Here is a 15,970-nt window from a genome sequence, read left to right on the forward strand (position 1 = left end):
AAACAAGACTTTACCTCTTCATGGAATATCCTTATACTTTCTGCTTTAGGAAAAACATCACGAGAATAATAGATACAGCATCTGTTAGAGCTATGATTTTTGTGTAAATTTAATCATTATACCTTTCAGAAAATAAATTGTGGATACACACTATGATACAAACAATTTCATCGAGCAGACCTTGGAGTGTCAACACCCCTACAGCCCTCTTAGTCTTAGCTGATGGAACTGTTATCGAAGGAAAAGGAGCCGGTGCAACGGGTATTGCTGAAGCTGAATTGTGTTTTAATACCGCCATCACAGGCTATGAAGAAATCCTCACCGACCCATCATACACACAACAAATCGTTAATTTTACTTTTCCTCATATAGGAAATGTAGGAGCAAATAGTGAAGATATCGAATCTCTCACACCTCTCAGCTGTCACGGTGCTGTTGGCGCTATTTTTAAGGCCGATATTACGCATCCTTCAAATTATCGTGCCAGTGAAAACCTTCATCAATGGCTTAAAGCCCGTAAAATTATTGCACTTTGTGGTATTGATACACGCGCACTTACAATTCTTATTCGTGAAAAGGGTACACAAAATGCTGTCATTGCGCATAATTCTGATGGAAACTTTGATATTCCCTCTTTAAAAAAACGTGCGCAAAAATGGCACGGTCTCGTTAATCTTGACCTTACGGAAGAAGTGACATCTCCATCATCAATAGAATGGGATGAAGAACCATGGTGCTGGAATAAAGGGTATGGCACAAACAATGTGCACAATCTTCATATCGTTGCCATTGACTATGGTATTAAACGCAATATTCTTCGCCTTATGGCAACACAAAAAGCACGCATTACTGTTGTACCTGCCCACACAACAGCAAAAGAAATTTTAGCAATGACCCCTGATGGTGTTTTTCTTTCTAATGGACCAGGAGATCCTGCGGCGACAGCTCAATATGCCATTCCAACAATCAACACATTGATTGATCATAATTTACCAATTTTTGGAATATGTCTTGGCCATCAACTTCTCGCTCTTGCTGTTGGCGCAAAAACCGTAAAAATGCACCAAGGACATCATGGTGCAAACCACCCCGTTAAAGACCTTAATAGTGGAAAAGTGGAAATTGTATCGATGAATCACGGTTTTGCTGTAGATGCTGCTACCTTACCAAAACATGTTCAAGAAACCCATATCTCTCTCTTTGATGGCTCTAACTGTGGTATTCGAATCATTGGAAAACCAGTTTTTTCTGTTCAATATCACCCCGAAGCCTCTCCTGGACCACAAGATAGCCACTACCTCTTTCAGCATTTCTGTGATCTGATTATGAATCACAAAAAAATATCTTAAGACAAAATGCCTCACCTTTTGGCCTCTTTTCTTTGAAGAAGATCATTTTCCTACCCATAATGGTAGTGTTCCCGACAACTTATGGAATAAATATTATTTTCATTATTTTGTAACTTAAATGAGAGTGCTAAATAACGTCAAGTTTTCTCACTTTCCTCCTTGTTCGTTCTCTCATGCCCCTCCTTTTAGGATTATACCATATCAATCAAAATTACTGGCTGCCCCCCCAAGCAAAATGAGTATGTCAATATTTTGAATGCCTAACTAAGCACTATCGTAAGTAACATTGGAAACTGGCAAAGTGAATGATAATGCTACATCTCTTTATAAATAAAGAGAAGTGTGTATTGTGGATCTTATGCCATTTATAGAAATTGTTCCCTTCTATTCTTCGTCGGCACTATCACGAAATTGGGGCAACCCCATTGAAAACTATTCCCTCAAAACAAGTGCTTGATTCACAAGATAGTAGTTCTGAGCATTCTACTATGCATCAGAAGCACCATTCCCATTAAAGGACGAAACAAATAAAAAGTGTGAAACAAGGCAACCAATCTGTACTCTTTAAAAAATATTAGTGTCAATAATAGTTTTGAAAACGGTAAAGCCGAATGAAAAAGGAAAACCTAAAAATGGCTTTACAACTTTATATTCTTCCCAAATGAGATTTTCTTTCGATTCCAGAAATGATGCAAATAAACATACGCAATATTTTACTTCCAATTTGGGTATAAAAAATCTGAAATTATTAGCACAACACTAGTGCATCTAACACTGAAGCATTTTTTTCAACATACTATTTCATGAACACGGGGTGTTGATAAGCAAAAAAACACGAGCTTTATGATGTATAACAATATTCGCAATAAATAAAAAGGATATATCGGTATTTTATATGATATTTTATAAAACAAATCACAAAAAAACTTTCTGCCTATCAAATGTCATTTTTGGTGCATTCTCGAACAAGATATTCTTAACCTGCCCTCTTCAACCAATTAACGTACCCGCAAAGCAAAAATAGCCATTGCAACAACAAGAAGCAAAAAACCTCCAACAAAAGGAGCACCAGAAAAATAAAACAGTGCATTTTTATCTGTAAAACATTCAAAGAGAAAAACATAAAAAACAGAACCAAATATCAAACTCAATGAAACAACAGATGTCATGGCTCCTTGTAGCTCTCCTTGTACATTTGTCGGTACCTGCGCTGAAGCAATAGCACGGATAGGGGCATGAACAAGATATTCAAGCATTGTACACGAACAAACCATATAAACCATCCACCCCTTTGTTGCGAATGTATAACCCAGCATAGCAACGGCTGCAAACAAAAGCCCCACTATAGTTATACGCCAATCACTCCATCGCTTAGAAAAATAAGGCAAAATAAGAACAACGACAATAAATTGGCCTATCCCAAAAACACTATAGGATAGCCCAATAGAAAATGAACTCCAATCATAGCATTCTTTCGCAATGAATGCCCAAATACTTAGCCATATGGATTCCGCAAACCAATAAAGAAAAAAGACCAACAACACCCAAAGAACCATCGGATATTGCTTCAATTGCCAAAAAGCACCTAAGGGATTTGCCCGTTTAATATCAAAAAAGCGCCTATTCCATAAAGAAAGAGTTTCAGGAAGCATAACCCAAGCAAAAATAAAATTAATGAATGAAAAACCAGCAGCAAAATAAAATGGAATACGCGGACCAAACTAACCTAAAAAACCACCAATAAACGAGCCTAAAATAAACCCTAATGCAGATGCAACCTCTAATAGACCAAAATTGCGTGTACGATTTTTTTCATCCGATATATCAGCAAGATAAGCTGTACAAGTTGCAAAACTAGCACCACTTATCCCTGACAAAAGACGCCCGATAAACAACATAGAATAGCTCCATGCTATAGCACATATTAGATTATCAAGAGCAAAGCAGATAATAGAGACAAGCAAAATAGGACGACGACCATAACGATCAGAAAGATTACCAATAACAGGAGCAAACAAAAACTACATCACTGAATAAGCAGCAAGTAATTTTCCTCTTTCTACAAAAGATGTACTAACATCTTTTCCAGTTAAATGAGAAAAATATTCAGGCAAAACAGGACAAATAATTGCAATGCCAAGAATATCTAACAATAAAGTGATGAACACTAAAATAAGCCCCCGCCGAAGAAATTTCGGATTGAGCATGTGATCTTGCATAACATACATACTATTTTACACTCAGTTACTCATTTTACATACACAGTTACGCCCCCGCTCTCTTTTACCCTCCCATCTTTTTTAAGTACTCTATATCGTATAATTTTCACATACAAAATAATAACAAAATAAAAATTACAAAAATATTCAATATAAAAATATAAAATTATTTTTTATATTAAATAAACAAATATTTATGAAAATAAATCATGAATAATTTCTCATAGAATATAGAACATTCCAACAATTTTAGAGAAATTATGATTTATTTTATCAGACATTATTGTCATTTATCGTACCACTACTTTTAAAAAAAACAATTCTATTGAATACATCAAATATCCTATAATAATTAAAACCTTTAAAAAGATAAGCTCTTAAAATTTTTTTCATCTTCAGAATATACGATAAGGTTCAAGAAGCATCACCAGAATAGCTTACCACTGTAAAAACTGATCATATTTATTGAGGACATCAATGATTATATGCTATTATGAAATCCAATAATGATCTAATAAGCATGAGAAAATACCACCTTTAGTGAGGGTTGTGTGTGGTCTGTTAAATTCAAAAATGATGTATAAAATGCAAAAAATATCCCTATTCATTCTCGCTTTAATGTTCGTAACAGGATGTGATGTTCAAAATTCTGATTCACAAGAGAGTGTTTTAAAGAATAAAATAGAAACACAACAAACAACCAACGTAGAGCTAGATCCCTATACTTTAAATAAATTAAATGCTCTTCTCAAAAAACGTTCAGAAACAAATGATCACGAAAAGGGAACTTTGATTGGCTTTCTTTCTGAAGCTTTTTTAGGGACACCTTACCAAGCAAATATGTTACATGGCTCAGAAAAGACGCCAGAAAAACTCATCATTGATTTTAGAGGCTTAGATTGCTTCACTTATCTGGATTATGTTGAAGCATTGCGCAAATCAACATCCCCAAAAGAATTCATAAATAACGTCATAAAAACGCGTTACATTAAGGGTAATATTCATTTTTTAAATCGAAAACATTTTTTTACAGACTGGGCTTATAGAGAATATAAACTCGCCACTGATATTACTGCTGAAATAAGTCCTCATGCAGTCAGCATAGAAAAATATCTCAATAAAAAAGCTGATGGTGGAAACTACCTTCTTGGACTTCCAGTTGTGAAGCGCACAATAACGTATATTCCAAGTAACTTTATTAATGAAGAGGTTATAAGCCGTTTAAAATCAGGGGATTTCATTGGTATTTATACAAAACTTGCTGGATTGGATGTGACACATGTGGGTTTCTTTATCATGACCGATAAAGGACCAATGTTACGAAATGCTTCTTCACGAAAAGAAAATGAAAAAGTCGTCGATTCCCCTTTTATGGATTATGTTATGAAAACGCCAGGAATCATTGTTTTAAGAGCCCTTAAATAACATTGAATAACATCATAGCGATATGAAAGAGCTTTCTATTCTTAATAGATGTACTAAAGTTGTTCAGATAAACATCCACTTCGTATAGGCTACACGAATAAAATCATATTTGGAGAAATGACGGTTATAATTAACTTTACTAACTGAAAGCTGAAAGCAAGAAAAACTCTGTTGCCGTATCACGCTTTCTTTTCATATTCTCAAGCCAAAAATTATCTATAGGCTACCACCACTCTAATCTTTATGAATATGAAAGATTTTTTTTAAGAATAAGTAAAGCCAGTTATGTTATGAGTGTTGTCTCACAAAGTATTTTATATAAAATTTATAATTACGCTTCATGTTTCCTTGCTCTCACAAACAAGAGATCTATTCCTGACAGCCCCATAAACAGTCCATCTTCTTAAGCTAATTTCAGCAGCTCACTATTTCATGTGATTTACTTAAGCTTCATCGACAAGCCTTACTGCTCAATATTGACCGCGCACTCTAAAAACAGTTAATAGATCAAATTTTATAGGCCTTATCTCACTACACCTTAAATGACAGTGTACAGCAACAGAATAGATCTTGCCTGAGAATACTCAGTTTAACCTTTGACTTTATTGATGCAAAAATAAAAGCAACGAAAGAGCATCATTGTATTTTCAAGAAATATGAATTTCCTCACCGTAAAAGATTAGCGTTTGTAACATGATAGCCAATTTGAAAAAATCTTTTTATATAAAAGGTATCATCGTTGTACCGGGAGGCAATTTGGCCTCATCTTCAGGCTCGACATGAATAGAAATACGCACATTATCAAATTCTTTTTGAAGAACAGCTTCAATTTTATCACAAATTTTATGAGCTTCTCCGACCTGCATGACAGCCGGCACAACCAAATGAAACTCTATAAAAGTAACCCTACCAGCAACACGGGTCCGTAAATCATGGATCTCAAGTGCACCATCTGCATTTGCAGAAATCAACTCCCGAATCCGCATAGTTTCATTCAATTCAACGCCAACATCCATTAAGCCTTGAACAGCATTCCTAATTACCTTCCAGCCTTGTAAGAGAATATTAACAGCAACGATTATCGCTAAAATAGGATCTAAAACGCCCCATCCCCCTACAAAACCAGCAATCAGACCAATTAAAATTGCAAGCGAGGTAAAAACATCCGTTATGAAATGCACACCATCAGCTTTAAGAGCCGGGGAGCGATGGCTTTTTCCCTGCCCGATAAGAATCATTCCCCACATGCAATTTATAACAGTTGCAACAAGATGAATAACAAGCCATATCCCAGGTTTCTGCAATACTTTAATAATAGAAAGCGCTATCCATGCTTCTCTTAAAATAACAATTGCCGCAATAATAATGAGGATCCCTTCAAGAATCGCAGAAAAATATTCCGCTTTATGATGTCCAAAGGGATGATCATCATCTGCTGGCTTCATACTCACTTTAACAGCCCACCATGCTGCCAATGACGCAAGGATATTGACGATTGATTCCAATGCATCAGAATAAAGAGCAACCGACCCTGTAATGTGATATGCCCAATATTTCAAAGCAAAAACAATACACGCAATAAAAATAGAGTATAAAGTTAAGCTTTCTATATTGATTTTCACATTCATGAACCCCATCCTTTTCCTCACAAAACAAGGAATAATATCTTCAGCCCTATAATGATATTTTTGGCATACCACCAATATTTTCTCAATATTACAAAAGCTTCATCATACACGAAACGTCTCAATTCACCATTGTTATCGCAGAAACTGCTCAAGTTACACGAACATCAGCAATAAAGGATGAAGAAAACAAGTCATAAACAAACAGCTTTCCCGAGAGAAATATACAGATCAGAAATCAAATACATCCCCCTCTATTAAACATTTTCTGAATAACGTAAAGCCGTCTCACATCTTATGAACGAAAAGCTTGGTTTTTGCTCAAATATATCATGATCATGCATTATTTTTCACATCTTATGATGTGCATTACAACCCATCTATAAACATCTTTTCACCTTAGAAAAAATGACTGAGCGCTCTCCTGTAACCTCACAGCTTAAGGAAATTTCAAAATATGATTGCTAAAAAACCGAGAAAAGATTTACGCCCCAAAAAAGAATCTGGGCATTGGGGACCCAGATTCTTTTCCCTTAATAATTTAAGGGCATACAGAACTTGGGAAATAGCGGGGACCCAAGATACTGCACCCGATACGAAAAAAACACTTATTATCCCGCATCAGTATTTGCACAATACACCTATTAATATATGTTGTCAACATAAATTCTACCATAAGTTTTAAAAAATAATATTTTTTATCTCTCTTTTTAAAAATAAAGCTTAAAACTAAAGCAAATTCTAACATCTGGAAATTGAAAGAAAAAAACATTAAAAATCTCGCATGCATTTGAATATCATAACAATCGACGAAACGAATGACCCACGTCTGAGAGACTATCATAATATCCGTGAAAAAGATCTCGTTGGACGACAACAGCAATTTATTGCTGAAGGTAAAATAACATTGTCCGCATTATTGCATTCGAAAGAGTTCTCTGCTCTCTCGCTGCTTATTGTCGCAAAACGCCTCCCTGGACTTCTACCGCTTTTAGAAAAAACACAGCCTCCATGTCCCATTTATTGCGTTCCACAAAAAGTTATGGATGATATCACCGGTTTCCATGTTCATCGTGGTATTCTGGGTATCGGTAAACGCAAAACGCTCCCATCATTACAAAGTTTTTTAAAAAATCTTCCAGAAAAAGCTTTGATTCTGGTTTTATGTGGTATCTCGAATCACGATAATATGGGATCAATTTTTCGTAATGCAGCAGCCTTTGCCAGTCACGGCATTATTGTTGATAAAACCTCATGCGATCCACTTTATCGCAAATCAATCAGGGTTTCTGCCGGTGCTGCTCTAAAAGTGCCCTATACGCAAAACGCTGATATCAATGACATTATAGCTGCTTTACACGATGAAAATTTTCATCTTTACGCACTCTCCCCTTCTGCCCCGCACACGCTCAGACAAGCACACAAAACCAAAAGAACGGCACTTATTTTTGGAACAGAAGGTGATGGCTTACCACCCCATGTACTACAACAATCAACAGCCTTACGAATTCCCATGACTGACGGCTTTGACAGCCTCAATGTTGCCACAGCCTCAGGGATTGCTCTCGTCCATTTTACCGACTTTGACCACTCAAGATGATAATCCTTTAAGTTGCAACAAATATCCGATGATATATGTTCTTCACCAACCCCAAAGGTTGCTATCCCCTAGCATTTGAGAGCATATAAAGACATTTTTTTAGTTCCCCCACCATCATCCCACTTATAGTGTGTAAGAGACATGGTTTTAATGGATTTGATCATAAAACAAATCTGCAATGAGAAAATCTTACAGAAATCTCTCATTCAAGTTGGAGAATAAAAGTTATCATTATAAATTAATTCACTTTCCCTTTATGAAGCCGTTGTTTTAAGTTGAGAGGAAACAGAATCTTTTGTTTCAAGATTGCATAAAACACGCTTCAACATCACTTCAATGTCAGCCGCACGTTCTGAATGCGTTACAAATCCGCCCCCCAGAATACGCGCCTCATGACCATTTCCATCATAAAGAACGCAAGCTTGCCCTGGTGCCACACCATTTTCACATTCCAACAGATCAACAGAAAAAACACCTTCTTTATAATGCAAGCATGCAAGGTGGGGAGGACGCGTTGAACGCACCTTTACAGCCACCTCAATACCTTGAGAAGGGAAATTATCCAACGACTCATCACCAAGCCAATTCACATCACGTAAAAAAAGCTTATGCGTTTCTAACATTTCACGCGGGCCAACAATAACACGGGCATTTTCCACATCGAGATAAACCACATAAAGCGCTTCACCCGTTGACACCCCAATACCACGACGTTGACCAACAGTATAATTAACAATTCCTGAATGTTTACCTAAAATCTTTCCATCGATATGGACAATAAAGCCCGGATTAGCAGCTTCTGGACGCAGTTTTGCGATAACATCTGAATATTTTCCTTGTGGAACAAAACAAATATCCTGACTATCATGCTTATTGGCAACCACAAGTCCCATTTCTGCAGCTATTTCACGAACACGCGCTTTTGGAAGGTCGCCAAGTGGAAAACGCAAATAATCAATCTGTTCTTGTGTCGTTGCAAAGAGAAAATAACTCTGATCACGATCGTTATCGAGAGGACGAAAGAGTGCTCGATGTGCCCCATGAGAACGCGAACGAATATAATGTCCCGTTGCCAAAGCATCTGCCCCCAATTCACGCGCTGTTGCTAATAAATCAGCAAACTTAACCGTCTGATTGCACGCAATACATGGCACTGGTGTCTCTCCATGAGCATAACTTTCTGCAAAAGGATCAATAACAGCTTCGCGAAAGCGTTTTTCATAATCAAGAACATAATGCGGTATTCCCAACATTTCTGCAACACGGCGCGCATCTTCAATATCTTGTCCTGCACAACACGCTCCCACCCGATGCGTTGCAGCCCCATGATCATAAAGCTGCAATGTAATGCCAATGACATTATACCCTTCCCTTTTCAAAAGGCCTGCAACAACCGATGAATCAACACCTCCCGACATTGCAACAACAATGCGAGAATCCTCAGGTTGTCCTGGTAAATCAAGACTATTTAAAAACATGTACTCATTCTCTATTTCGTGCTCTCTTAATCGATACCCATATGTTAACATCCTAATGCACGCTTCTTCACCACTTTTGTGCTATTGTCTTTATATTGTTTTTTTATCCTTTCCACAACCATAGCATCACTTTCTTAAAAGCAGCTGTAAATAAAAAAGAGTGATAGAAATAAGGCACAATAGTAATCATTAAAAAAAACTTTGTTCTCTTGTTTCAAATCTAGCAAAATAAAATCTAGTAAAATGTTGCAAAAGGCGCTTCTAAACAGTTTTCTCGAGACTCTTTTACACGCTCAATAACTTTATTAATTTTTCCTTTCAACACGCTTAGCTCTTTTTTAAATTTCATGCTTTATAAACGAATCAAGTCCTTGGCGAAAGGTAGAGGATACGAATGACCAATTGGATAAAAACACAAATGAAATATGTTATTGGGCCAGATGGAAGTCCACTTACAATTGCCGACCTACCGCCACAAACAACACGACGCTGGGTGATACGTCGCAAAGCTGAAGTTGTTGCGGCTGTCAGAGGCGGATTGTTAAGTCTTGACGAAGCATGTCAACGTTATACTTTGACTGTGGAAGAATTTCTTTCATGGCAAAGTTTGATCGATGAACACGGCTTAGCAGGGTTACGAACGACCAAGATTCAACACTACAGGCATTAAGCTGCCATTGATTATGATTCGATAACATAAAGCACTTTATGAAAACAGCTAAACTTTATAAAAGTCTAGCTGTTTTTATATTATATTTTCAAAAGATAAATCTGAAAGAATTAATTTGACTTTTCAATAATTTTTTGATCACCCAACCACTGAATTAACTAGCCATTGAATTAGATTGAATCAAGATATCTTCATCATCTGCGGTCGTCTTTTTTTCTCGTGCCTCCAAAAGCTGTGCATGTTGCAACTCTTTATTAGCTTCATGGAGAGCAATTTCAGCATTTGTTTTTTGAAGCTGTAAGTCACGAATGGAATTGAGCAGATTATCACGTCTTTGCCGTGCTGCACGCGCAAAAGCAGAATAAGCAAAATGGTGAACATTATTATTTCCGGATTTACGTTCTTCATGAGAAATCTGTGTTTCCAGTTCTAACACCATTCGTTCAAATTCTGCAATCATCATCTCAAGCTGCGCAATTTCGCGGCGCTTTCCGCGCACTTGAAACATCCTCAATCTCACCATATTTTCCCGTGGCTTCATACTCACTACTCCTTGATTGTGCCAACTCAAAACGCGCATTCATACTCAATTCATATCGTTTAGTTATATGTCTAGCCGAAAAAATAGTCCTTACTTAAGACTATAACTTCGCCCTTCCTTAAAGCATCTGCAAACACAACCTTCTTTAAAGAGCCATAACTATATTCTTTATTTTTCCCTCCCACTATAAAATGAAGAGGTTTAAAGCTCCGTAAATAAACACTAAAATTGTAAAAAAGTAATTTATAAGGCTTTTTTACAAAAATTTTTTTAGCTTAAAATTTATAGAAAAAGCCCTTCATTTCTTATTATGTTAAAAAATATGGGATTTTTTTTAAATAATTTTATAGCCTCTTCCAAAAATAACAATATTTTGTTAACCACTATCATGGATAGTGGGGAATTTGGTAGTGATTGTTACGCGTACTACTGAAATATTCATAAACGCTTTATTACTAAGCGTTTGATTTCATGAATTGTTTTTATCAACAGTGGTTTGACCAACTGTTTATAAAATAGAAATGCTCCTTGTGATTCGGAGAGGAGCGAAGTGAGGGATCTAAAATGCGCGTATTATTAATTGAAGATGATAGAGCGGTTACTCAAAGCATTGAGTTGATGCTAAAGTCAGCCAATTTTAATGTTTATATCACTGATCTAGGTGAAGAAGGCATCGATTTAGGAAAACTCTATGATTATGATATCATTTTGCTTGATCTGAATTTGCCCGATATGTCAGGGTACGATGTCTTGAAAACTCTAAGGTTGGCAAAAATAAAAACACCTGTCCTTATCCTTTCCGGTATGAATGCCATTGAGGACAAGGTCCGTGGTTTTGGCTCTGGGGCAGACGACTATATGACAAAACCTTTTCATAAAGATGAGCTTATTGCGCGTATTCATGCAGTTGTTCGTCGTTCTAAAGGACATGCACAATCAGTTATTGTTACCGGTGATCTCACCGTTAACCTTGACGCAAAAACCGTCGAAGTTGCAGGACGCCCTGTTCACTTAACAGGTAAAGAGTACCAAATGCTAGAGCTTCTCTCTTTGCGCAAAGGCACAACACTGACCAAGGAAATGTTTCTCAATCATCTCTATGGTGGAATGGATGAGCCAGAACTGAAAATTATCGATGTTTTTATCTGTAAATTACGGAAAAAATTGGAAGCGGTTTCTTCGAATGTCAATTACATTGATACCGTTTGGGGACGTGGTTATGTATTGCGTGATCCAATTGAAGAAAACGTAAGAAAAACCGCTTAAGCAGTGAAAATACACATTGTAAAATCTCGGGGTGTAGCGGGCCGAGATTTTTCCCAGATTTTTTTTGTTACAAATAAAAAACTCACATAAAAAAATCTCATATGGAAAGCGCTTAAATCTTAAGAAATAACCACACCCTATTCACAAATATAATCTTATCGCTCGTAAATTTGATCGAAGTTTTTTTCCCCAACACCGACCTTAAGCGCTTCTCTCTTATTCAAAGCTTTTTCACGCTTTCTAAAACAATACAATGATCCTTTTCATCAATATTGATTTTCATCTCTGTCCTCTGAGAAAGTAACATTGTGTAATAAAATTGGATGACATGTGCATCAATAAGCTCTTCTTTAACTTCTCCATGATATAACGCAAGAAAATGAGGAGGTATACGAAGAGTTTTACCGAAAATCTCAAATCGAAAAGAACGTTTATTTTCCTGTTGTACAATCATAAAAACAATTTCACCACCACGAGAAACTGTTGCATTTGCAATCAATAACAAATTAAGCAAAAGTTTAACTTCATCTTTTTGTAACAAAAAGGAGGGAGCCTGCCATTTTAAAGTTGCTTTTTCTTGCTGCATATATTGTTGAGCAACCTGCTCTGCTGCACGTGTATCTATTTGTCCTCCACTTGCACCAGCAAAACCAAAAGCCAATCGCGCAAACTGTAGACGCGCAGAAGCACTCACAACAGATAAACGCACCAATTGCAAAGCCTCTTCTTCAGCACCTCCATCGTCATAAAGCTCCATTGCATTTTGAATAGCCCCCACAGGTGAAATCAAATCATGGCAAATACGACTACAAAGCAAAGCAGCAAGATCCATAGGCTTCAAAGAAACAGCGAACGTCATAACGATTGAAAACTCCTAAATTCAAAAAAAACAAACTTTATTTTAAAGAAAAACTCTTAACATCTAATGCATAAGAGAAAACATTAACAATCATGCTAAAAATTTTCAGAAATAAATTCAAGAATTTAAATAACCTTACATTTTATTTTTATTTGAATAGAATGAAAATTCTAATATTATCTTTTTGTTTGTCACTAATAAAAGGAGAAAACTCCATGGCTCTCTCTCTGCTAAAATACTGGTACAAAAATATTATATCTTTAATTTTCCTTTTATTCGTCACCATAAACACTGCATATGCTCAACTAAAACCAATAGAGCAAAACGAACCCCATTATTCACTTCAAGAAATTATTGATTCTGGTCATATTTTTTTTGGAAAAACAGCCAGTGGTCTGGCAATCGCCATTCAAAATATTTTTTCAAAATACGGTTATCCAAATGCCTATATTTTAGGAGAAGAAGCTTCTGGTGCCTTTTTTGCTGGCTTAACCTATGGCGAAGGAAAAGTTTTTACAAAAAATTATGGTCAGCATAAAGTTTTTTGGCAAGGTCCATCGGTAGGATGGGATTTTGGCGGACAAGGTTCCCGTCTCATGATCTTGGTTTACAATCTTAAAAGCATAAATAATTTATGGAGGCGCTATGGTGGTGTTTCAGGTTCGGCCTATTTAATTGCAGGTGTTGGTTTTCATGTGCTTAAATACCATGATACCTTGTTAATCCCAATACGGACAGGAATCGGTGCGCGCCTTGGTATCAACATAGGGTATTTAAAATTAACACCGAAACCAACATGGAATCCGTTTTAAACGGTTTTTTATTTGAAAGGGGTATTATGCTTATTCAATCGTTTCTTTTTTTTATTCTTGGCGTTGCCTCAATTTCTTGGTTACTGGTGCTTTTATCTCCTTTTATTTGGCGTAAAGCCGTTTATTTTGCATATAAAAATGTTTGTGCGCAAATTCCATTATCACTCACGGAAATACAAGCCAACCATGATTTTATCCGTGCAAAACATGCTGTAGAATTAGCAAAAAACCAACAAAAATACGAATCTTTGCAAAAAAAATACGCCCAACAGAAAATACACCTAAGCCAATTAAAAGAACAAGTTTATCAGCTATATCTCTCAGCACAAAATACTTTTCCCAAAGAAACAGTCACAATCAAACAAAATATCGTCGCAACAAACACCTTCAAGGAAAAGCAAAATGATGCGTGAAAAAATCACACACTATCAGCAATGTTTACAAAAAATCCAAACGCATGGGCTTGACACAAATGCTAAACAGCAACTGCTGGAAGAACTGCGTGAAGAAACAAAAGAACTTGCCGCAACATTAGCCGCTCAAATAGCGCTAGAAGAGGGAAATATATCCCCTATCAACACCCTCATTCAAAACTCAAAAAATAAAAATGACCTAGCATCACGTATTCGCAAAAAAATAACTTGTCTCTCCAACCTCCCCCTTAAATAAGTTGTATTTCAAAAAAACTTTAAAATCAAAAAAGCTTTATTGTAACTTTTATAACTCAAATAATTTTTATTAAATGTAACTTTCTTGTTCAGTTAAAGAAAAGATTTCTTATCCTAAACCGATTTGAAAAAATCCATCTTCTTATCTAGCGATTCCATTTGCTTGTCATATCGACGCCCTAAAGGACAGCATCCCCTGAATCCTAGAAGCAAATATATGCATCACACACTTTAACAAAAAATATCTTCTAAGATAGATCAACTACAAAGCTTTTACCATAAGTTTTAAAGATAAAAGCACATGCTCAAGAATGATAAAAATCTCTTATTTTTTGGATAATCATATCCTGATCTGTTTGCGTCAAATAAGGATGCATTGGCAAACTTAAAACACACTCCCCTAAAGACTCTGAAACGGTAAGGGAATCTTTCACATAAGAAAAGTGTTTATAAGCGGGCTGTTGATGTAAAGGTGTTTTATAATAAATCATTGTAGGGACAGAATTTTTTTGTAAAAAATCTTTTAATTTATCACGCTCTTTGACCTTAATCGTATATTGTGCATAAGCAGAACGAATATTTTCTCCTATTTCTGGAACTGTAACAACATCTCTTAAACCATTGGAATAACGTTGAGCAATTTTTACACGCTTTTCCATTTCATCTTCAAAAATCACAAACTTTTCGAGTAAAATTGCAGCCTGAATACTATCAAGACGCGAATTCATACCAATCCGTACATTATCATATTGTGTTTCACCTTTACCATGAAACAAAATAGAGCGTAAAAGTTCTGCCAAATAATCATCATTGGTCATCATAGCGCCTCCATCACCATAACAGCCTAATGGTTTTGCAGGATAAAAACTTGTGGCGGCCACATCACCAAAAGCACCGCACATAGTATTACCACTTCTTCCACCCATAGATTGAGCAGCATCTTCAATGACAAAAAGATTTTCCTTTGCGGCGACTTGAGCAATTTGCCCATAGTCAGCAGAAAGCCCAAATAAATCAACAGCAATAATAGCCTTTGGCTTTAGCCGTCCCTCTTTTTTAACCATTTTGATAGCGTGAGAAAGTTTTTCAACATCAATATTAAATGTATTGGGTAAAACATCAACAAAAACAGGCTCAGCCCCCACCAAAGCAACCACTTCGGCCGTTGCCGAAAATGTAAAGCTAGGACAAAACACAGCATCCCCTGGACCAATATTTTTAGCCATGAGAGGCATCTTCAAAGCATCCGTTCCATTAGCACATGCAATCACATGTTTAACACCAAGATACTCTGCCAATTTCTCTTCAAATTCTGTTACCTTCGGCCCCAAAATATACTTACCACTCGCGACCACATGCGCAATTGCAGAATTAATTTTATCTTCAATACGCGCACGCTGCGCCCCAAGGTCGATGAATTGCATATTAGCTCCATTGATTATCACAAGAGTGCAAAAA

General features: G+C 36.4%; 11 protein-coding genes and 2 pseudogenes. 7 read left to right on the forward strand and 6 right to left on the reverse strand.

Going from position 1 to position 15,970, the window contains the following annotated elements; all coding sequences use genetic code 11:
* Positions 1-152 precede the first annotated feature (152 nt).
* Positions 153-1,349 (forward strand): glutamine-hydrolyzing carbamoyl-phosphate synthase small subunit, encoded by a 1,197-nt coding sequence (gene carA, locus BTR_RS07785; RefSeq protein WP_012232086.1) that lies wholly within the window; start codon positions 153-155, stop codon positions 1,347-1,349.
* Between the two features lie 998 nt (positions 1,350-2,347).
* Here the strand turns inward: carA and BTR_RS07790 are convergent.
* Positions 2,348-3,577 (reverse strand): annotated as a pseudogene (locus BTR_RS07790) (MFS transporter).
* 576 nt (positions 3,578-4,153) lie between these two features.
* Between BTR_RS07790 and BTR_RS07795 the strand changes: the two are divergent.
* Positions 4,154-4,993, forward strand: coding sequence for a DUF1460 domain-containing protein (locus BTR_RS07795; RefSeq protein WP_012232087.1), 840 nt, complete (start codon positions 4,154-4,156; stop codon positions 4,991-4,993).
* A gap of 719 nt (positions 4,994-5,712) precedes the next feature.
* On the opposite strand, the gene BTR_RS07800 is transcribed toward BTR_RS07795, so the two are convergent.
* On the reverse strand, positions 5,713-6,621 hold the full coding sequence (locus tag BTR_RS07800) for a cation diffusion facilitator family transporter (RefSeq protein WP_038473772.1): 909 nt from the start codon (positions 6,619-6,621) through the stop codon (positions 5,713-5,715).
* A 781-nt stretch (positions 6,622-7,402) separates the two neighbouring features.
* On the opposite strand from BTR_RS07800, the gene BTR_RS07810 reads away from it, so the two are divergent.
* Entirely contained in the window at positions 7,403-8,218 is an 816-nt protein-coding gene (locus tag BTR_RS07810) for a TrmH family RNA methyltransferase (RefSeq protein ID WP_012232089.1), read from the forward strand.
* A gap of 254 nt (positions 8,219-8,472) precedes the next feature.
* On the opposite strand, the gene mnmA is transcribed toward BTR_RS07810, so the two are convergent.
* On the reverse strand, positions 8,473-9,696 hold the full coding sequence (mnmA, locus tag BTR_RS07815; protein ID WP_012232090.1) for a tRNA 2-thiouridine(34) synthase MnmA: 1,224 nt from the start codon (positions 9,694-9,696) through the stop codon (positions 8,473-8,475).
* Positions 9,697-10,090: 394 nt separating this feature from the next.
* Here mnmA and sciP point away from each other — a divergent pair, with 394 nt between their 5' ends.
* Positions 10,091-10,366, forward strand: coding sequence for a CtrA inhibitor SciP (gene sciP, locus BTR_RS07820; RefSeq protein WP_012232091.1), 276 nt, complete (start codon positions 10,091-10,093; stop codon positions 10,364-10,366).
* A gap of 154 nt (positions 10,367-10,520) precedes the next feature.
* On the opposite strand, the gene BTR_RS07825 is transcribed toward sciP, so the two are convergent.
* Positions 10,521-10,907 carry a hypothetical protein gene (locus tag BTR_RS07825; RefSeq protein ID WP_012232092.1) on the reverse strand — a complete coding sequence of 129 codons (387 nt, stop codon included), beginning with the start codon at positions 10,905-10,907 and terminating at the stop codon, positions 10,521-10,523.
* Between the two features lie 564 nt (positions 10,908-11,471).
* Between BTR_RS07825 and ctrA the strand changes: the two genes are divergently transcribed.
* Positions 11,472-12,173 carry a response regulator transcription factor CtrA gene (gene ctrA, locus BTR_RS07830; RefSeq protein WP_012232093.1) on the forward strand — a complete coding sequence of 234 codons (702 nt, stop codon included), beginning with the start codon at positions 11,472-11,474 and terminating at the stop codon, positions 12,171-12,173.
* Between the two features lie 220 nt (positions 12,174-12,393).
* Here the strand turns inward: ctrA and chpT are convergent, their stop codons facing one another.
* Entirely contained in the window at positions 12,394-13,032 is a 639-nt protein-coding gene (chpT, locus tag BTR_RS07835) for a histidine phosphotransferase ChpT (protein ID WP_012232094.1), read from the reverse strand.
* Between the two features lie 215 nt (positions 13,033-13,247).
* On the opposite strand from chpT, the gene BTR_RS07840 reads away from it, so the two are divergent.
* Positions 13,248-13,844: a DUF1134 domain-containing protein gene (locus BTR_RS07840; RefSeq protein ID WP_012232095.1), complete on the forward strand. Its 597-nt coding sequence runs from the start codon at positions 13,248-13,250 to the stop codon at positions 13,842-13,844.
* Between the two features lie 26 nt (positions 13,845-13,870).
* Positions 13,871-14,513, forward strand: a pseudogene (locus tag BTR_RS13480) (hypothetical protein).
* 304 nt (positions 14,514-14,817) lie between these two features.
* Here the strand turns inward: BTR_RS13480 and BTR_RS07855 are convergent.
* A complete protein-coding gene (locus BTR_RS07855; protein ID WP_012232096.1) occupies positions 14,818-15,936 on the reverse strand; it encodes a DegT/DnrJ/EryC1/StrS family aminotransferase in 1,119 nt (372 codons plus the stop codon).
* Positions 15,937-15,970: the final 34 nt, after the last annotated feature.

This window comes from Bartonella tribocorum CIP 105476, assembly GCF_000196435.1.
GTDB classification, from domain to species: Bacteria; Pseudomonadota; Alphaproteobacteria; order Rhizobiales; family Rhizobiaceae; genus Bartonella; species Bartonella tribocorum.

Coding starts and splice junctions, on each gene's coding strand:
- BTR_RS07825 (WP_012232092.1), bottom strand. CDS start 10,907: ATGAAGCCACGGGAAAATATGGTGAGATTGAGGATGTTTCAAGTGCGC.
- carA (WP_012232086.1), top strand. CDS start 153: ATGATACAAACAATTTCATCGAGCAGACCTTGGAGTGTCAACACCCCT.
- BTR_RS07800 (WP_038473772.1), bottom strand. CDS start 6,621: ATGAATGTGAAAATCAATATAGAAAGCTTAACTTTATACTCTATTTTT.
- chpT (WP_012232094.1), bottom strand. CDS start 13,032: ATGACGTTCGCTGTTTCTTTGAAGCCTATGGATCTTGCTGCTTTGCTT.
- ctrA (WP_012232093.1), top strand. CDS start 11,472: ATGCGCGTATTATTAATTGAAGATGATAGAGCGGTTACTCAAAGCATT.
- mnmA (WP_012232090.1), bottom strand. CDS start 9,696: ATGTTTTTAAATAGTCTTGATTTACCAGGACAACCTGAGGATTCTCGC.
- sciP (WP_012232091.1), top strand. CDS start 10,091: ATGACCAATTGGATAAAAACACAAATGAAATATGTTATTGGGCCAGAT.
- BTR_RS07795 (WP_012232087.1), top strand. CDS start 4,154: ATGCAAAAAATATCCCTATTCATTCTCGCTTTAATGTTCGTAACAGGA.
- BTR_RS07840 (WP_012232095.1), top strand. CDS start 13,248: ATGGCTCTCTCTCTGCTAAAATACTGGTACAAAAATATTATATCTTTA.
- BTR_RS07810 (WP_012232089.1), top strand. CDS start 7,403: ATGCATTTGAATATCATAACAATCGACGAAACGAATGACCCACGTCTG.
- BTR_RS07855 (WP_012232096.1), bottom strand. CDS start 15,936: ATGCAATTCATCGACCTTGGGGCGCAGCGTGCGCGTATTGAAGATAAA.